Raw genomic sequence first — 14,650 nt, 5'->3', positions numbered from 1 at the left:
CAGCGTCGGCCATTTTAGCGCGGATAATTATGGGGTGAAGGGGGCTGCGCCCCCTTCGTCTTAATCCCTTGAACGGTTTGTCAACAAACACGCATCGCCATAGGAAAAGAACCGGTATCCGGTCTCGATGGCGTGGTCATAGGCCGCCTTCATGGCTTCCGTGCCCGCAAAGGCGCAGACCAGCATGAACAGGGTCGATTTCGGCAGGTGGAAGTTGGTCAGCAACATATCGGCGGAATTGATCCGCACGCCCGGCGTAATGAAGATCGCGGTCTCCGCCGCGAAGGGACGGATGACGCCCTGATCGTCGCAGGCGCTTTCGAGCAGGCGCAGGGCGGTGGTGCCGACGCAGATCAACCGTCCGCCCGCCTGACGCACCGCATTGATGCGCGCAGCGGAGTCGGGGGTAATGTGGCCGAATTCGGCGTGCATGGTGTGGTCGTCGGTATCATCGACCTTGACCGGCAGGAAGGTCCCGGCGCCGACGTGCAGGGTGATTTCCTCGGTTAGAACACCCTTGGCGCGGATCGTCTCCAGCAACTCCGGCGTGAAATGCAGGCCCGCCGTGGGGGCCGCGACCGAGCCTTCGTCGCGGGCGAAGACGGTCTGATAATCGGTCAGATCCTGCGCGTCTTCGGCGCGCTTCGAGCGGATATAGGGGGGTAGGGGCATCCCGCCCAGCCGGTGCAGGCCATTGATGACCTCGGATGGCGACTGCGCGAAACGCAGGACATAGACGCCGTCCTCGTTCTTGCTCAGAATATCCGCGGTCAGGTCGCCAAACGCCACGCGGTCGCCTTCGCGAATACGCTTGCCGGGTTTCAGAAACGCCTGCCAGCTTTGACCGTCGAGCGACTTGATCAGGGTCGCCTCAAACCCCGCCGTCTGGCCGTCGCGTTCGCGCGTGCCTTTAAGTTGCGTCGGCAAAACCTTGGTATTGTTGATAATTAATAGATCGCCCGCTCGCAGCAAAGACGGCAGGTCGGCAACGCGGCGGTCATGCAAGCCGTCGGCGACCTCCAGCAGGCGTGCGGCTTCGCGCGGCACCATGGGGCGCAGGGCGATGCGGTCTTCGGGGAGGTGGAAATCGAAATCGGAAACCTTCATGCCCGTCTAAAAGGGCATGGGCCGATAAAAATCAAGAGACGAGTTTGGCTGCCGTCTCGCTCAGTTCGCCAGCGAGCCACAGATCGGCGTCAGCCATGTCCTCAAAAATGCGGAAGCTGCGCGTGGGGAATTCGATGCTGTAGGCATTGGCGCGCGCCAGAACCAGCGGATCGTTGCTGACGATGGCGACCTTGCGGCCCATGTCACGGCCCTGAGCCAGCGTCGCCCAGTGCTTGGCCAGGCGCGCCAGTTCTTCGAACGGCACGAAGCCTTCGAAGCGGCGCATGTCGAAGGTCATGTCGTACAGCCAGACATTGCCGACCGATTCCAGATGTTTGGTCAGTTCCGTGACGATCTCATTGCCGGAAATATCGCCGATATAGCGGACGATAATGCGTTTGGTGTCCTCGTCGATGGAGAAGATCAGGCGGGATCGCATGGGGGCAGGCTCGGTAAGGCAGGGCTTTGGACTCGTATTATGACCGGCAGGGGTTAATTTTTGGCTTAGAAGGAATAAAAGCCGGTGAGCACCTGTCCCACCGGCTTTCAATTTATCGTTTTGCGGTAACCCTTTACGCCTTTATCAGGCGTCGGCGGCGACCTTGAAGCTGACGATCTTGCCCGGGGCGCGCGGCGGCTCACCCTTCGGGAGGGCGTCGACATGCTCCATGCCTTCGGTCACTTCGCCCCAGACGGTATATTGACCGTCGAGGAAGCGGGCGTCGGCGAAGCAGATGAAGAACTGGCTGTCGGCCGAATCCGGGTTCTGCGAACGGGCCATCGAGCAGACGCCGCGCACGTGCGGCTCTTTCGAGAACTCGGCCTTGATCTTCTTGCCCGATCCGCCGTAGCCCTGGCCTTCGGGGTCGCCGCCCTGAGCCATGAAGCCCGGGATGACGCGGTGGAAGACGATGCCGTCATAAAAACCTTCGCGTACCAGTTCCTTGATCCGCGCGACGTGGTTGGGGGCGAGGTCGGGACGCAGCTTGATGCGCACGTCGCCGCTTTCCAGCGTCAGGATGAGCGTGTTTTCCAGATCTTCGGACATGGTGTCTCCTTGGTGGGGGAAGTTTTTTTCGACATAGGCCATTCACCGCCGAAAACAAAACAAAAATATGTAATCGGCGTCAGCCGTTACATTGTGACGGCTTTTTCTCGTCCGGTCCGTACAGGGCGCAGGCGCGGTCGATCTCGCCCTGAATCAGCCGGCAGGCATTGTCGATATGGCAGGGCGGATGCGTCGCCGGACTGACCTGACGACAGCGGTCGGCCAGTTTTTGCGCCTCCAGCTCGCCCTTTTCCTCGCGGCAGGTGCCGGTAGAAGCACTGGTCGGGTTGAGCGTCGGCGCGGCGGTGGCCAGAGGCGCTTCGGAGGCATCGACCGCGGCGACCGAGGTACCTGTGGCGTAGGATTCGTCTTCTGCGGAGACTGGCGCGGGCTTGCAGGCCGATAGCAGAGCCAGCGCGGTCAAAAGACAAAGGGATGTGTGGATCATGGAATGCTCCTTTTACGCTGGAACTTAGCGAAGGTCGCATAAAGGCAAAATGATTTTCGCTTAGCTATAAAAGCGGTTATAGAGCGCCCTATGAGTAACGAACCAGAAGAACCCCGCCGCAAGATGGTCAAGCCGCCCACGGGCGGCAACCTGTCGGGGCGCGCCAAGGGCCACACAGCGGTCAAGACGGCCAAGCAGCGCACGCAGTCCTCGGCCAAATGGCTTGAGCGGCAACTGAACGACCCCTTTGTGCAGCGCGCCAAGGCCGAGGGCTGGCGCTCACGCGCGGCCTTCAAGCTGGAAGAGATCGACGACCGTTTCCATATCCTTAAACGCGGTGTGCGCGTGATCGACCTCGGTTGCGCGCCGGGCGGCTGGGTGCAGATGGCCAAGAGCCGCGGCGCGGCGCATGTGGTGGGCGTTGATCTGCTGCCGGTCGATCCGATCCCCGGCGCCGAGATGATCGAAGCCGACTTCACCGATCCGGCGATCGGGCCCCGCCTGATGGAGATGATGGGCGGTAAGCCCGATGTCGTCCTGTCCGATCTGGCGCACAATACGGTCGGCCACCGTCAGACCGACCACCTCAAGATCATGGGGTTGCTGGAGTTGGCCGGTGACTTCGCCTGCGACAATCTGAAACCCGGCGGCACCTTTATCGCCAAGGCCTTTCAGGGCGGCGAGACCGAGCATCTGCTGCTCAAGCTGAAGCTGGCCTTCAACGACGTGAAGCACTTCAAGCCTAAGTCGAGCCGCGCCGACTCCTCGGAAATCTATATCGTGGCGCAAGGGTTCAAGGGGTAGGGGGCAAAGGCCAAATTTAAAGGATGGCTTCGCCTCCCAATCGTTTCCATGTATAGCTGATGGCCCATGCCCTGTGAGTCTGCGTAGGATTTGAATGTCTAAACTGCCCCTCAATCCGTTTTTCGCCTGGACCGCGCTGGCCCTGAAAAGTTCGGAAATGATGACCGCCTCGGCGGAAGTGATCACCCACCGCCTGACGCGCATGGCCAATGCCGATGTCATCCCCAGCCTGGAGGACCAGAAGGAATTCACCCTGATGGGGCAGGAAAAGATGGAGGCGGGGACCGAATCGCTGATGGCGATGGGCACCTACTGGATGACCCTCAACCACGAGATGGGCGCGCAGGCCTTTAAGCACATGATGGATATCGGCAAGGACATGACGTCGCTGGCGACCTCGACGTCGCCGGGTCAGGTTCTGACGCGGCAGGCCAAGCTGGCCGACAGCCTGACCAAGGGTGCGATGCACGCGGCGGATATATCGGGTAAGGCGGCGGCCCTGACCGATCATGGCCTGAAACCGGTCCATAGTCGTGCGGTGGCCAATGCCAAGCGTCTGGGGAAGCGCGGGAAGTAGACTTTTCAGTCGCGCATCCGATTCCAAACGAAGTTCGGCGAAGCCAAAAACCGCTTCACACTTTTTGGGATGCGCTTTTAGCCTACGAGTTTCAGCTTCAAGCGATGGGCATTCATCATGGCGCGGAAGCGCGCCTGACGGAACAGCGCGGTCAGGCCGTAGGACATCTCGATCAGGGCGCAGGCGATGGAATATTCGGCGCGGATTTTCAACTGGGTCATGATCGGTACTCGCTACTCGAAGAGGGGTGTCGGCTGACTGTAACCGCGACGCCTTAAGGTCTGGCCAACAAAGACGGTTAAAATAAGGTTGCCTGAAAGGTTTTGACTGTGAAAACCATCCACGGTCTGAAACAATAATTTCCCGAAAGCACGCTCGCGCCCCTTTACGCGGCGCACCAATTCCCATAGGAACAACCCGCAAAATGGAGAGTTCCTTATGGAGATACGCGAAGGCTTAACCTTCGACGACGTTTTGCTGGAGCCCGGCCCCTCTGAGGTCGTGCCCACTCAGGTCGATACGAAAACCAAATTCACCCGCTCGATCCATCTCAACATCCCGCTGGTTTCGTCCGCGATGGATACGGTGACCGAGGCGCGTCTGGCGGTGGCCATGGCGCAGGCCGGGGGGCTGGGGATCATTCACCGCAATCTGAGCAACGAGCGTCAGGCCGACGAAATCCGCGAAGTGAAGCGTTACGAGTCGGGCATGGTGATCAACCCGGTCACCATCTATCCCGACACGACGCTGAATCAGGTCCGCGCCATCATCGCCCAGCGCCATATCTCCGGCTTCCCGGTCGTCGAGCGCGAAACCAACAAGCTGGTCGGCATCCTGACCAACCGCGACATCCGTTTCGAAGGCGAGGGGTCCAAGACCGCTGCCGAGCTGATGACGACGCAGAACCTGATCACCGTCACCGAAGGTATCGATCAGAACCGTGCCCGCGACCTGATGGCGAAGCACCGTATCGAGCGCATCATCGTCGTCGATGAGGCCTATCGCGCCGTTGGTCTGATCACCGTCAAGGATATGGAAAAGGCTCAGGCCTATCCGCTGGCGGCCAAGGACGAAAAGGGCCGCCTGCTGGTCGGTGCGGCCTCGACCGTCGGCGATGCCGGGTTCGAGCGCTCGGAATTCCTGATCGATGCGGGCGTCGACGTGGTGGTGATCGACACCGCGCACGGGCACTCCTCACTGGTGGGGCAGGCCGTCGAGCGTCTCAAGAAGGCCTATAACCACGTTCAGATCGTCGCCGGCAACGTCGCGACCTACGAGGCCACCAAGGCGTTGATCGACGCAGGTGCCGATGCGGTCAAGGTGGGTATCGGGCCGGGCTCTATCTGCACCACGCGCATGGTCGCCGGGGTCGGCGTGCCGCAGCTGACCGCCGTTGCCGACTGCGTCCGCGCGGCGCTGGGGACCGGCGTGCCGATCATTGCCGACGGCGGCATCAAGCTGTCGGGCGATCTGGCCAAGGCGATTGCCGCCGGGGCCTCGACTGCCATGCTGGGCTCGATGTTCGCGGGCACCGAAGAAGCGCCGGGTGAGGTCATCCTCTATCAGGGCCGCTCCTACAAATCCTATCGCGGCATGGGCTCCGTGGGCGCCATGGCCCGCGGCTCAGCCGACCGCTACTTCCAGAAGGACGTTCAGGACTCGATGAAGCTGGTGCCGGAAGGCATCGAGGGGCAGGTGCCGTACAAGGGCCCGATCGCGCCGGTCGTCCATCAGCTGGTCGGCGGCTTGCGCGCCTCGATGGGCTATGTCGGCGCACCGACGATTGAAGAGTTCCAGAAGCGGGCGAAGTTCGTGCGCATCACCAATGCGGGCCTGCGCGAAAGCCATGTCCACGACGTGATGATCACGCGCGAAGCCCCGAACTATCGCCAATAAGAGGGAGCGGGTGCGATGACGGTCGAATTGCAGGTACTGGTGTTTGCGGCCCTGTGGGGTCTTATACAAATCCTGATCGCCGCCACCGCGCCCGCCGCTCGTCCAGGCTATTTCAAATGGAACGCGAGCCCGCGTGATACCGAATTCGACTACGGTCCGGTGTTCGGACGGATGAACCGGGCCTATAAGAATTTCCTTGAGACGTTTCCGATCTTTGCGGTGATTGTGCTGGCGCTGGTTTTCTCAGGCCGCGCCGACGACGTGTCGAAGTGGGGCGTCCATGTCTATCTGTTCGCCCGCATCGCCTATTTCCCGGCCTATGCCCTTGGCACCAAGCTGCGCAGCGCGTTCTATATCGTGTCGCTGATCGGCATGGCCATGTGCGTCTGGTCGTTGTTCTTTTAAGGTAATTCGTTGACTCCTGCTGCCCGCCTTCAGTCCGCTGCCGAGATCCTCGATCTCCTCAAGAAATCGCGCCGTCCGGCCGAAGAGGTGCTCAAGGACTGGGGCCGCAACAACCGCTACGCCGGGTCGAAGGACCGCCGCGCCATCGCCGACAAGGTCTATCAGTGCCTGCGCGCACGCGAACGCTTGTCTTTTGCAATGGACTCCGACGCAGGTCGGTCGCTGGTGCTAGGGGCGCTGCATTTCCTTGATGGCGTCAGCATTGCCGAGATTGACGACCTCTATACGGGCGAAGGTTACGCGCCGCCGAAGCTGTCGGAGACCGAACGTAACCGCCTTGAAGCGCCGGATGGTGAAGCGCCGGAATGGCTGGAATCCGGCCTACCGGAATTCGTCGTCGAACGCCTGAAAAGCGTCTATGGCGACAACTGGCTTAAAGAGGCCGAGGCCCTGATGCTGCCGCGCGCGCCGATCGATCTGCGCGTCAATGGCGACCGCGCACCGCTGATCGCCGGGCTGGAGATGCTGGGTTACAAGCCGGAGCCGACGCCGTTCTCGGCCTTCGGTGTACGTCTGCCTGCCGATCCGCCGCCCAATGTCCGCGCCTTGCCGGCGTTCCGTCAGGGCACCATCGAGATTCAGGACGAAGGCTCGCAACTGGCCGGTTTTCTGGCCGGGGCCAGGCCCGGCATGACCGTGGTCGATTACTGCGCCGGGGGCGGCGGCAAGACGCTGGCCCTGCTGCAAGCCATGCAGGGTGAAGGGCGTCTGATCGCCTCGGACGTCGAAAAAACCCGCCTCAACAATATCAAGCCGCGCCTGACGCGGGCGGGGCTGGAAGCGGATTTGCGCCAGCTTGGTCCGGACGGCGAAGGGATGGAAGACCTCGAAGGTCAGGCGGATCTTGTGCTGGTCGACGCGCCGTGTTCGGGGTCTGGCGTCTGGCGTCGCCGCCCGGAAACCGCGCACAAGCTTGAGGAAAAAGAGGTCGCGCGGCTGCATGAGCTGCAAACGGCGATCCTGCATCGCGCGTCGCGGCTGGTGAAGCCGGGCGGCTTGCTGGCCTATGCGACCTGCTCGATCCTGCCGGACGAGAACGAACGGACCGCCGACCGCTTCGAAGCCGACCATCCGTGGTTCACGCCACGCGCCGTCGCCGAGGTCGTCGACACGCCATCGATTACGCCCGAGGGGGCACAAACCCTCAAATCCATCGCCCATAAATCGGACAGCAGGGGCCACCGCCTGCGTCTGAGCCCCGGAACCAGCCATACGGACGGGTTCTTCGTTTCGTTATACCGGCGCGAGCCGTAAGAAAGATTGGCCATGTCGCACCACGAAAAAGTTCTGATCATCGATTTCGGTTCGCAAGTCACCCAGCTGATCGCCCGCCGCGTGCGCGAATGCGGCGTCTATTGCGAAATCCATCCCTTCACCAAGGCCGCCGAAGCGCTGAAAAGCGTCCAGCCCAACGCCGTCATCCTGTCGGGTTCGCCGCATAGCGTCGTCGAAGCCGGGCCGACCGTCGACAAGGCCCTGTTCGATATGGGCTTGCCGGTGTTCGGTATCTGCTACGGCGAGCAACTGATGTGCGATCTGCTCGGCGGTAAGGTCGAGAGCGGCCACCACCGCGAATTCGGCCGTGCCGAGATCGAGATCACCGCCGACACGCCGCTGTTCCGCGGTCTGGGCCACGTCGGCGACAAGGAAATCGTCTGGATGAGCCACGGCGACCGCGTCACCGCCATCCCCGACGGTTTCAAGGTCATCGCGGTGTCTGAGGGCGCGCCGTTCGCGGCCATCGCCAACGAAGACAAGCGCTTCTACGCCGTGCAGTTCCATCCGGAAGTCGTCCACACCGTGCGCGGCACCCAGATGTTGAAAAACTTCCTGTTCGAAGTCGCCGGCCTCAAGGGCGACTGGACCATGGCCGCCTTCCGTCAGGAAATGATCGAGAAGATCCGCGCGCAGGTGGGCACGGGTAAGGTCATCTGCGGCCTGTCGGGCGGGGTCGATTCCTCGGTCGCCGCCGTCCTGATCCACGAAGCCATCGGCGAGCAACTGACCTGCGTATTTGTCGACACCGGTCTGCTGCGCAAGAACGAGGGCGAGCAGGTGGTGACGCTGTTCCGCGACCATTACAATATCCCCCTGATCCACGTACAGGCGCAGGATAAATTCCTCGGCGAACTCAAGGGCCTGTCCGATCCGGAACAGAAGCGCAAGACGATCGGCCGCCTGTTCATCGAGGTTTTCGATGAGGAAGCGGCAAAAATCGATGGCGCCGAATTCCTCGCGCAGGGGACACTCTATCCCGACGTGGTCGAAAGCGTTTCGCCGCACGGCGGGCCGTCCACCGTCATCAAGTCGCACCACAATGTCGGCGGTTTGCCCGACTATATGAAGCTGAAACTGGTCGAGCCGCTGCGCGAACTGTTCAAGGACGAGGTGCGCGCGCTGGGCCGCGAACTGGGGCTGAGCGAAGCCTTCGTCGGTCGCCACCCGTTCCCCGGACCGGGTCTGGCCATCCGCATCCCCGGCGAAGTGACCGCAGAAAAGGTCAAGACGCTTCAGGACGCCGACGCCATCTATCTCGACGAAATCCGCAAGGCGGGTCTTTACAACGAAATCTGGCAGGCGTTTGCCGTGCTGCTGCCGGTCAAAACCGTCGGCGTGATGGGCGATGCGCGGACCTATGAGGACGTGCTGGCGCTTCGCGCGGTGACCTCGTCGGACGGCATGACGGCGGACTTTTACGAGTTTCCGTGGCCGGTACTGGGCCGCTGCGCCACCAGAATTGTCAATGAAATTAGAGGGGTCAACCGCGTCGTTTATGACGTAACCTCAAAGCCCCCCGGCACGATCGAGTGGGAATAACGGATACCGGATATCCGTCTGCAACGGCATAAACTTTGCTGGCGTTGGCCATAAGACCCGTTTATTGTCATATAAATTTCGATGTTAAAAAAATCGAGTTATAGCCGCGCAATAAGGGACGGAAGCCAACGACATGAAGACTAAGCACAATGCACTGACTGTGGTATCGCTGGCGATGGGGCTGCTGGCCTCCGGTGTGTCGGGCTCTGAGGCTATGGCTCAGGCCGATCTGAACGATCCGCGCACCACCGGACCGTCTCCGGCGCTGGTCGCCCCCTATAGCACGCCGTCCGGCCGCATTATTGTCAAGACCATCCCTTTCCCCGAAGGGCAGGGCCCGAAAGTCCACGAAGGCTTCAAGGTCGAGCCTTTTGCGACCGGACTGGAATCGGCGCGTCAACTGGTCGTGCTGCCGAACGGCGACGTGCTGGTGGCCGAGGCGACGACCGAAAAAAAGCCCAACGACCCGACCTTCAAGGACAAGGGCGCCAATCGTATCCGGCTCCTGAGAGACGCCGACGGCGACGGTAAGGCTGAAATCAAGACCGTTCTGATGGCCAACCTGCGTCAGCCCTACGGCATGGTCTATACGAATAAGCGCCTCTATGTGGCCGATACGGACGGTATATTCTGGATACCGTTCACGCTCGGCACGACCGAAGTTGCTGCAGATGTCAAAAAGACGCGCATCGCCGAATTCAAGCCGGGCGGGTACAACAACCACTGGACGCGCAATCTGCAACTGTCGAAGGACGGCAAGTTCCTCTATGTCGCGGTCGGTTCGGCTTCCAATGCCGGTGAGTACGGCGTCGAAGAAGAAGTGCGCCGGGCTTCTATCCTTAAGATCGACCTGAAGACCGGCAGGGAAACCCTCTACGCCAGCGGGATTCGCAACCCGGTCGGCATGGCGCTGGAGCCCAAATCGGGCACGCTGTGGACATCGGTCAATGAGCGCGACGAACTAGGTGACGATCTGGTGCCGGACTATATCACCAGCGTCAAAGAGGGCGGCTTCTATGGCTGGCCCTATAGCTATTACGGTCAGCACGAAGACCCGCGTCTGAAAGGGCAGCGCCCGGATCTGGTCGCTAAGGCCATCAAACCCGACTATGCTGTCGGTCCGCACGTATCGGCGCTGGGGATCGTTTTCGGGGCTCAGACGACATTCCCGGCCCGCTTCCGTGACGGGGTGTTCGTCGGGCGTCACGGGTCGTGGAACCGCCAGAGCCTGATCGGCTACGACGTGGTCTTCATCCCGTTTGCCAACGGCAAGCCGTCGGGGCCGATGGAGCTTTTCCTGTCCGGTTTCACCGCCGGTACCGACACGGTCTATGGTCGCCCGCGCAGTCTGGCGGTGGCAAAGGACGGCAGCCTGCTGGTCACCGACGACAAGGGCGGATTTATCTATCGCATCACAGCGGAGGCCGCCTCAAAGTAGAGGGCAGGAGCGACTCGCGTTGGATCGATCCTGCGTTCGCGTTGAAAAATGTCGCAACCTTTCCGGGAAGCGTTAAAATTCTCTTAGCGTTTTCCCCGTATCCTTTTACCGGGCCGCAGGGCCGTCGCCGGACAGAAGGTCGGCGAAACCGGTAGGGGGATCACGGACCGTGAATTCCATCAATACCAATGTCGGCGCGATGATCGCGCTGCGGAATCTGAACGCGATCAATGCCGAATTGATCGCGACGCAGAACCGTATCTCGACGGGCTATAAGGTCGCCAGCGCCAAGGATAACGGCGCGGTCTGGGCCATGGCGCAGACCCAGCGCGCGGAGGTGCGCGGCCTCGACGCCGTCAAGGAGTCCCTGTCGCGCAACAGCTCCGTCGTCGATGTCGCCCTGACCGCCGGCGAAAGCGTCTCCGACCTGCTGATCGAATTGAAGGAAAAGGTGCTGGCGGCCTCCGACACCTCGTTGAGTACCAGCAGTCGCAACGCGCTCAAATCCGACTTCGACGCGATCAAGACCCAGATCACGCGCACCCTGCAAAATGCCAGCTTCAATGGCATCAACCTGCTCGATGGGTCCAAATCCGCCATCTATGCGCTGGCCAATGCGCGCGGCAGCGATAGCCTGACGGTGGCGGCGCAGAACCTGTCGTTTGGCGGATCGATCATCACCTTCAGCGCGGCCGCCACTTTCACCAGCGCCACCGCGGCGTCGAACCTTCTGTCGGGGCTGAATACGTCCATCGACAATGTCTCGGCGGCCCTGTCGCGGCTTGGGACGTCGTCACAGTCGCTCGATCGTCACGCCACCTTTATCGACAAGATTCAGGACACGATGATCGCCAGTATCGGGCGCATGGTCGACGCCGATCTGGCGAAGGAAAGTGCGAAGTTTCAGGCGCTTCAGGTCAAGCGGCAACTGGCCATTCAGGCCATGGCTATCGCCAATCAGGCACCGTCCTATCTGCTTAAACTCTTCGGACGATAGGCTTGATCCGTCACACGAACGGCGTTAATCCCCCGGTTTGGGAGATAAAAATGACGGTCACGCTTTATGGTATCAAGTCCTGCGACACGATGAAGAAGGCGCGCGACTGGTTGGCGGCGCGCGGCATTATCTACGACTTCCATGATTACAAGGCGTCCGGCATCGACGAGGCGCATCTGAAGGTGTGGGCGGCAAAGGTCGGCTGGACGGTCTTGCTCAACAAGGCCGGAACGACGTTCAGAGCGCTGACCGACGCCGACAAGGCCGATATCGACGAAGCGAAAGCCATCCGCCTGATGATCGCCAATCCGTCGATGATCAAGCGCCCGGTACTGGACCGCGACGGAGATATTACGGTAGGCTTCAAGCCGGACGTTTACGCGAAGACATTCGGATAACCCTATGAAACGCTTATGGACATGGCTTGAGATCGATCGTGCCGGTGTCCATCAGGCGCTGCGGCTGGCCTTTGCGGCGTGGCTGGCCTTTGCCATCGCCTCGTTCCTGCATATCGAACACGCCTACTGGGCGGCCATGCCGGTATGGGTCGTGTCTCAGCCCTCACGCGGCCTGCTGCTGGAGCGCGCCTTTTTCCGTATTTTCGGGACGCTGATCGGGGCCGGGGCCGGATTTGCGGTCCTCACGCTTGCGCCTGGGCCCTATGCGGCGATCCTCTGTCTGGCGCTGTGGGTCGCGGTGAACGCGGGCCTGACCCATATCCTGCGCGGGGTACACGGATACGGGGCGCTGATGGCCGGGATGACGGCGACCATCGTCGTTCTGCCGTCGCTGGTCGCGCCCCAGACCGCGCTGCACGTTGCCGAGGCGCGGGTTATCTGCACCCTGATCGGGGTGGCGGTGGTGACGCTGGTGACCGGGTTTTTCACCCCGGTCTCGCCACGCGACGAACTCTATCGCCGGGTGAAGCAGGTGTCCGCCGAGGCTATCGGTTTTGCGACGAAGGCCATTGCGCAGCCGACCGAGGACAGCGCGAAGGCCGAACGGCGTATAGTGGGCGACATCAGCGAGGTCGAGGCGTCCGCCGCGCTGATTTCCGCCGGTTCGGTCGAAGGCTATCGCCGGTTGCGTCATCTCGATGCGCTGATCGCGGCCTCGCTGGCGGTGATGGCGGCGGGGCGGGCCGTGCGGTCGCGGCTTCGGCATGGCGACCTCTTGCCAGACGGTTTTGCCGAGGCGCTTAACGATCCCGCCCACATCTCACACACCGGCCTGATCCCCGAAGCGGCGCGGCTGGTCGACGCCCTGACGCAACTGGCCGAAGCCGAGCGACGCTTATTTGCCGTATCGGACGACGCCGATGCGAAGTCGTTCGGGCACAAGGCGATTTACCTCGCGCCGCATCGCGACCGGTCGATGGCGCTGCGGGCGGCGGTGGTGGCCGGGGGCGCAACCCTGATCGCGGCAGGCGGGGCGTTCGCGTCGAAATGGCCGCTGGCCGAACTGACGGCCATGGGGGTGTGCATCTTCTCGATGGTGCTGGGCCAGATGCCGAAACCGCAGGCCATAGCCCCGCAACTGCTCAAAGGCATGATCGTCGGCGTGGTGCTGGCCATACTCTATCGCCTGACGATCCAGCCCTATGCGACCGGACCGTGGGCCAGCCTTCTGTCCATCCTGCCGTTTTTGATCCTGGGCGGCCTGGGCCGCGTCAGCCCGAAGACCGCCGTCCCGGCGTTGGAGGCCAATATGGGCTTCCTGCTGACCAGTCAGGCGGGCGCGGCGGCGATTCCTGCCGGGCACGTGCTGTTGTCCTCGCTGGCCTTTGTCGTCGGCATGGCTTCGGTCTGCGCCGGGTTCATGCTGTTTCCGCCGCACGCCGAAAACCATGCGGCCAACGCCGCCGCGCGTATTCGGCGCGAGCTGGAGGCCATGCTAAGGCGGGATACGCCTCCCGATGTAAATGACTGGCACCCGCACACGACGCGGCAGATATTGCGGCTGATGCTGCATCTGGGGCGGGCGGGCAAGCTGGGCGAGAACGCGCCTGACGGTTTGCTAGCGGCGCTTAATCTGGGCCACGCCATCACGCGTCTGCAACGGCTGGCCGCCGATCCGGACGCCGCCGAGGCCGCGACGCTCGCCCTGCATAAGCTGGACGGGTTCGCCGATCATCCCGATGCGGTGGCGGCGACCTTGCGGTCCTTGCGCGTCGGTGATCCGCGCGCGCAGCGGGCCATCGTCAATGCTGGGGACGCGGTCGAAGCCGCCAAACCCGTCTTTGCGTTTTAATCCTCGATAGTCGCGTGCGTATCGGCGCTGCCGCGCTGCCAATAGGCGGCGACCTTGAGCCATTTCGCATTGACGCCGCGCGCGATCAGTTGCGGCCTCAGACGTCGCGCGACGCTGCCTTCACAGGCCGCCCAGACATAGATATCGCCGTCGGGCAGGGTCGCGGTCTCCAGCGCGCTTTCCAGCGTTTCACCCGCCGACCGGTGCACCCAGCGCAGGTCGAGATCGGCCTTTGTCTCTAAGCTCAGTTCGCCTTGCCCGTCCTCGATCTCGGCAATGACCAGCGCCGCGACCCCGGCGGGCAGTTCCTCCAGCCGTCGGGCGATGGCGGGCAGGGCGGTGTCGTCGCCGATCAGCACATAGCCGTCAAAGGCCAGAGGCACGACGGTCGAGCCCTTGGGGCCGCCGATCATCAGCGGATCGCCCGGCTTTGCCGATTGCGCCCACGACGTGGCCGGACCGGCCTCATGGACCGCGAAATCGAGCGTCAGTTCGTTGCGCGCCGCGTCGAACGCCCGGGGCGTATAGTCCCGCGCGATGACCGTCTTGCCCAGAGGGAACACCGGCGCACCATTGCCGGAAAAGTCCGGTGTGTTGATCTCTCCCGTCAGCGGATCTGGGAAAAAGACCTTCACGTGGTCGTCGTGCGACAGGGAGCGAAACCCGCTCAGGTCGTCGCCGCCGACCACCACGCGGATCATGTGCGGTGTCAGGGCCTGCACTGACACCACGCTGAGGCTTCGGCGTTTCAGTTCGTGGCGGACGCGCGTCGGCTGGCGCAGGATGGTTTGCAACTCTTCCAT

The 14,650-nt window shown here is 62.2% G+C and carries 16 protein-coding genes; 10 read left to right on the top strand and 6 right to left on the bottom strand.

Annotated elements, in window-relative coordinates; translation table 11 throughout:
* Positions 1–60 precede the first annotated feature (60 nt).
* The 4 genes from queA to PQU92_RS02045 form a co-directional block, all read right to left on the bottom strand.
* Entirely contained in the window at positions 61–1,107 is a 1,047-nt protein-coding gene (queA, locus tag PQU92_RS02060) for a tRNA preQ1(34) S-adenosylmethionine ribosyltransferase-isomerase QueA (RefSeq protein WP_272746549.1), read from the bottom strand.
* A gap of 31 nt (positions 1,108–1,138) precedes the next feature.
* Positions 1,139–1,546 (bottom strand): hypothetical protein, encoded by a 408-nt coding sequence (locus PQU92_RS02055; RefSeq protein WP_272746548.1) that lies wholly within the window; start codon positions 1,544–1,546, stop codon positions 1,139–1,141.
* Between the two features lie 144 nt (positions 1,547–1,690).
* Complete coding sequence (locus PQU92_RS02050) at positions 1,691–2,155, bottom strand: peptidylprolyl isomerase (protein ID WP_272746547.1); 465 nt, start codon at positions 2,153–2,155, stop codon at positions 1,691–1,693.
* Positions 2,156–2,234: 79 nt separating this feature from the next.
* The gene (locus PQU92_RS02045; protein WP_272746546.1) at positions 2,235–2,603 is read right to left on the bottom strand and encodes a hypothetical protein; all 369 of its coding nucleotides are present in this window, start codon (positions 2,601–2,603) and stop codon (positions 2,235–2,237) included.
* A gap of 90 nt (positions 2,604–2,693) precedes the next feature.
* On the opposite strand from PQU92_RS02045, the gene PQU92_RS02040 reads away from it, so the two are divergent.
* Together PQU92_RS02040 and PQU92_RS02035 are read left to right on the top strand one after the other, a co-directional pair.
* Positions 2,694–3,407 (top strand): RlmE family RNA methyltransferase, encoded by a 714-nt coding sequence (locus PQU92_RS02040; RefSeq protein WP_272746545.1) that lies wholly within the window; start codon positions 2,694–2,696, stop codon positions 3,405–3,407.
* Positions 3,408–3,501: 94 nt separating this feature from the next.
* Complete coding sequence (locus PQU92_RS02035; protein WP_272746544.1) at positions 3,502–3,984, top strand: polyhydroxyalkanoate granule-associated phasin; 483 nt, start codon at positions 3,502–3,504, stop codon at positions 3,982–3,984.
* Between the two features lie 77 nt (positions 3,985–4,061).
* Here the strand turns inward: PQU92_RS02035 and PQU92_RS02030 are convergent, their stop codons facing one another.
* Complete coding sequence (locus PQU92_RS02030) at positions 4,062–4,205, bottom strand: hypothetical protein (protein WP_272746543.1); 144 nt, start codon at positions 4,203–4,205, stop codon at positions 4,062–4,064.
* Positions 4,206–4,422: 217 nt separating this feature from the next.
* Here PQU92_RS02030 and guaB point away from each other — a divergent pair, with 217 nt between their 5' ends.
* The 8 genes from guaB to PQU92_RS01990 all read left to right on the top strand — a co-directional run bounded on the left by guaB (position 4,423) and on the right by PQU92_RS01990 (position 13,847).
* A complete protein-coding gene (gene guaB / locus PQU92_RS02025) occupies positions 4,423–5,880 on the top strand; it encodes an IMP dehydrogenase (RefSeq protein WP_272746542.1) in 1,458 nt (485 codons plus the stop codon).
* Positions 5,881–5,895: 15 nt separating this feature from the next.
* Positions 5,896–6,285 (top strand): MAPEG family protein, encoded by a 390-nt coding sequence (locus PQU92_RS02020; RefSeq protein WP_272746541.1) that lies wholly within the window; start codon positions 5,896–5,898, stop codon positions 6,283–6,285.
* 9 nt (positions 6,286–6,294) lie between these two features.
* Positions 6,295–7,599, top strand: coding sequence for an RsmB/NOP family class I SAM-dependent RNA methyltransferase (locus PQU92_RS02015; RefSeq protein WP_272746540.1), 1,305 nt, complete (start codon positions 6,295–6,297; stop codon positions 7,597–7,599).
* A 12-nt stretch (positions 7,600–7,611) separates the two neighbouring features.
* Positions 7,612–9,162 (top strand): glutamine-hydrolyzing GMP synthase, encoded by a 1,551-nt coding sequence (gene guaA / locus PQU92_RS02010; protein WP_272746539.1) that lies wholly within the window; start codon positions 7,612–7,614, stop codon positions 9,160–9,162.
* A 133-nt stretch (positions 9,163–9,295) separates the two neighbouring features.
* Positions 9,296–10,600 (top strand): PQQ-dependent sugar dehydrogenase, encoded by a 1,305-nt coding sequence (locus PQU92_RS02005; RefSeq protein ID WP_272746538.1) that lies wholly within the window; start codon positions 9,296–9,298, stop codon positions 10,598–10,600.
* A gap of 169 nt (positions 10,601–10,769) precedes the next feature.
* Positions 10,770–11,597 (top strand): flagellin, encoded by an 828-nt coding sequence (locus PQU92_RS02000; RefSeq protein WP_272746537.1) that lies wholly within the window; start codon positions 10,770–10,772, stop codon positions 11,595–11,597.
* Between the two features lie 50 nt (positions 11,598–11,647).
* Entirely contained in the window at positions 11,648–11,995 is a 348-nt protein-coding gene (locus PQU92_RS01995; protein ID WP_272746536.1) for an ArsC family reductase, read from the top strand.
* Between the two features lie 4 nt (positions 11,996–11,999).
* A complete protein-coding gene (locus PQU92_RS01990) occupies positions 12,000–13,847 on the top strand; it encodes an FUSC family protein (protein ID WP_272746535.1) in 1,848 nt (615 codons plus the stop codon).
* Here PQU92_RS01990 and PQU92_RS01985 read toward each other — a convergent pair.
* Positions 13,844–14,650, bottom strand: coding sequence for a siderophore-interacting protein (locus PQU92_RS01985; protein WP_272746534.1), 807 nt, complete (start codon positions 14,648–14,650; stop codon positions 13,844–13,846). The genes PQU92_RS01990 and PQU92_RS01985 overlap by 4 nt on opposite strands.

This window comes from Asticcacaulis aquaticus, from assembly GCF_028550415.1.
In the GTDB taxonomy this organism is placed as follows: Bacteria; Pseudomonadota; Alphaproteobacteria; order Caulobacterales; family Caulobacteraceae; genus Asticcacaulis; species Asticcacaulis aquaticus.
This window is presented reverse-complemented; position numbering and strand designations above follow the sequence as displayed.

Bases quoted from the DNA above. Each gene is read 5' to 3' on its own strand.
- queA (WP_272746549.1), bottom strand. From the start codon at position 1,107: ATGAAGGTTTCCGATTTCGATTTCCACCTCCCCGAAGACCGCATCGCC.
- PQU92_RS02055 (WP_272746548.1), bottom strand. From the start codon at position 1,546: ATGCGATCCCGCCTGATCTTCTCCATCGACGAGGACACCAAACGCATT.
- PQU92_RS02050 (WP_272746547.1), bottom strand. From the start codon at position 2,155: ATGTCCGAAGATCTGGAAAACACGCTCATCCTGACGCTGGAAAGCGGC.
- PQU92_RS02045 (WP_272746546.1), bottom strand. From the start codon at position 2,603: ATGATCCACACATCCCTTTGTCTTTTGACCGCGCTGGCTCTGCTATCG.
- PQU92_RS02040 (WP_272746545.1), top strand. From the start codon at position 2,694: ATGAGTAACGAACCAGAAGAACCCCGCCGCAAGATGGTCAAGCCGCCC.
- PQU92_RS02035 (WP_272746544.1), top strand. From the start codon at position 3,502: ATGTCTAAACTGCCCCTCAATCCGTTTTTCGCCTGGACCGCGCTGGCC.
- PQU92_RS02030 (WP_272746543.1), bottom strand. From the start codon at position 4,205: ATGACCCAGTTGAAAATCCGCGCCGAATATTCCATCGCCTGCGCCCTG.
- guaB (WP_272746542.1), top strand. From the start codon at position 4,423: ATGGAGATACGCGAAGGCTTAACCTTCGACGACGTTTTGCTGGAGCCC.
- PQU92_RS02020 (WP_272746541.1), top strand. From the start codon at position 5,896: ATGACGGTCGAATTGCAGGTACTGGTGTTTGCGGCCCTGTGGGGTCTT.
- guaA (WP_272746539.1), top strand. From the start codon at position 7,612: ATGTCGCACCACGAAAAAGTTCTGATCATCGATTTCGGTTCGCAAGTC.
- PQU92_RS02005 (WP_272746538.1), top strand. From the start codon at position 9,296: ATGAAGACTAAGCACAATGCACTGACTGTGGTATCGCTGGCGATGGGG.
- PQU92_RS01995 (WP_272746536.1), top strand. From the start codon at position 11,648: ATGACGGTCACGCTTTATGGTATCAAGTCCTGCGACACGATGAAGAAG.
- PQU92_RS01990 (WP_272746535.1), top strand. From the start codon at position 12,000: ATGAAACGCTTATGGACATGGCTTGAGATCGATCGTGCCGGTGTCCAT.
- PQU92_RS01985 (WP_272746534.1), bottom strand. From the start codon at position 14,650: ATGGAAGAGTTGCAAACCATCCTGCGCCAGCCGACGCGCGTCCGCCAC.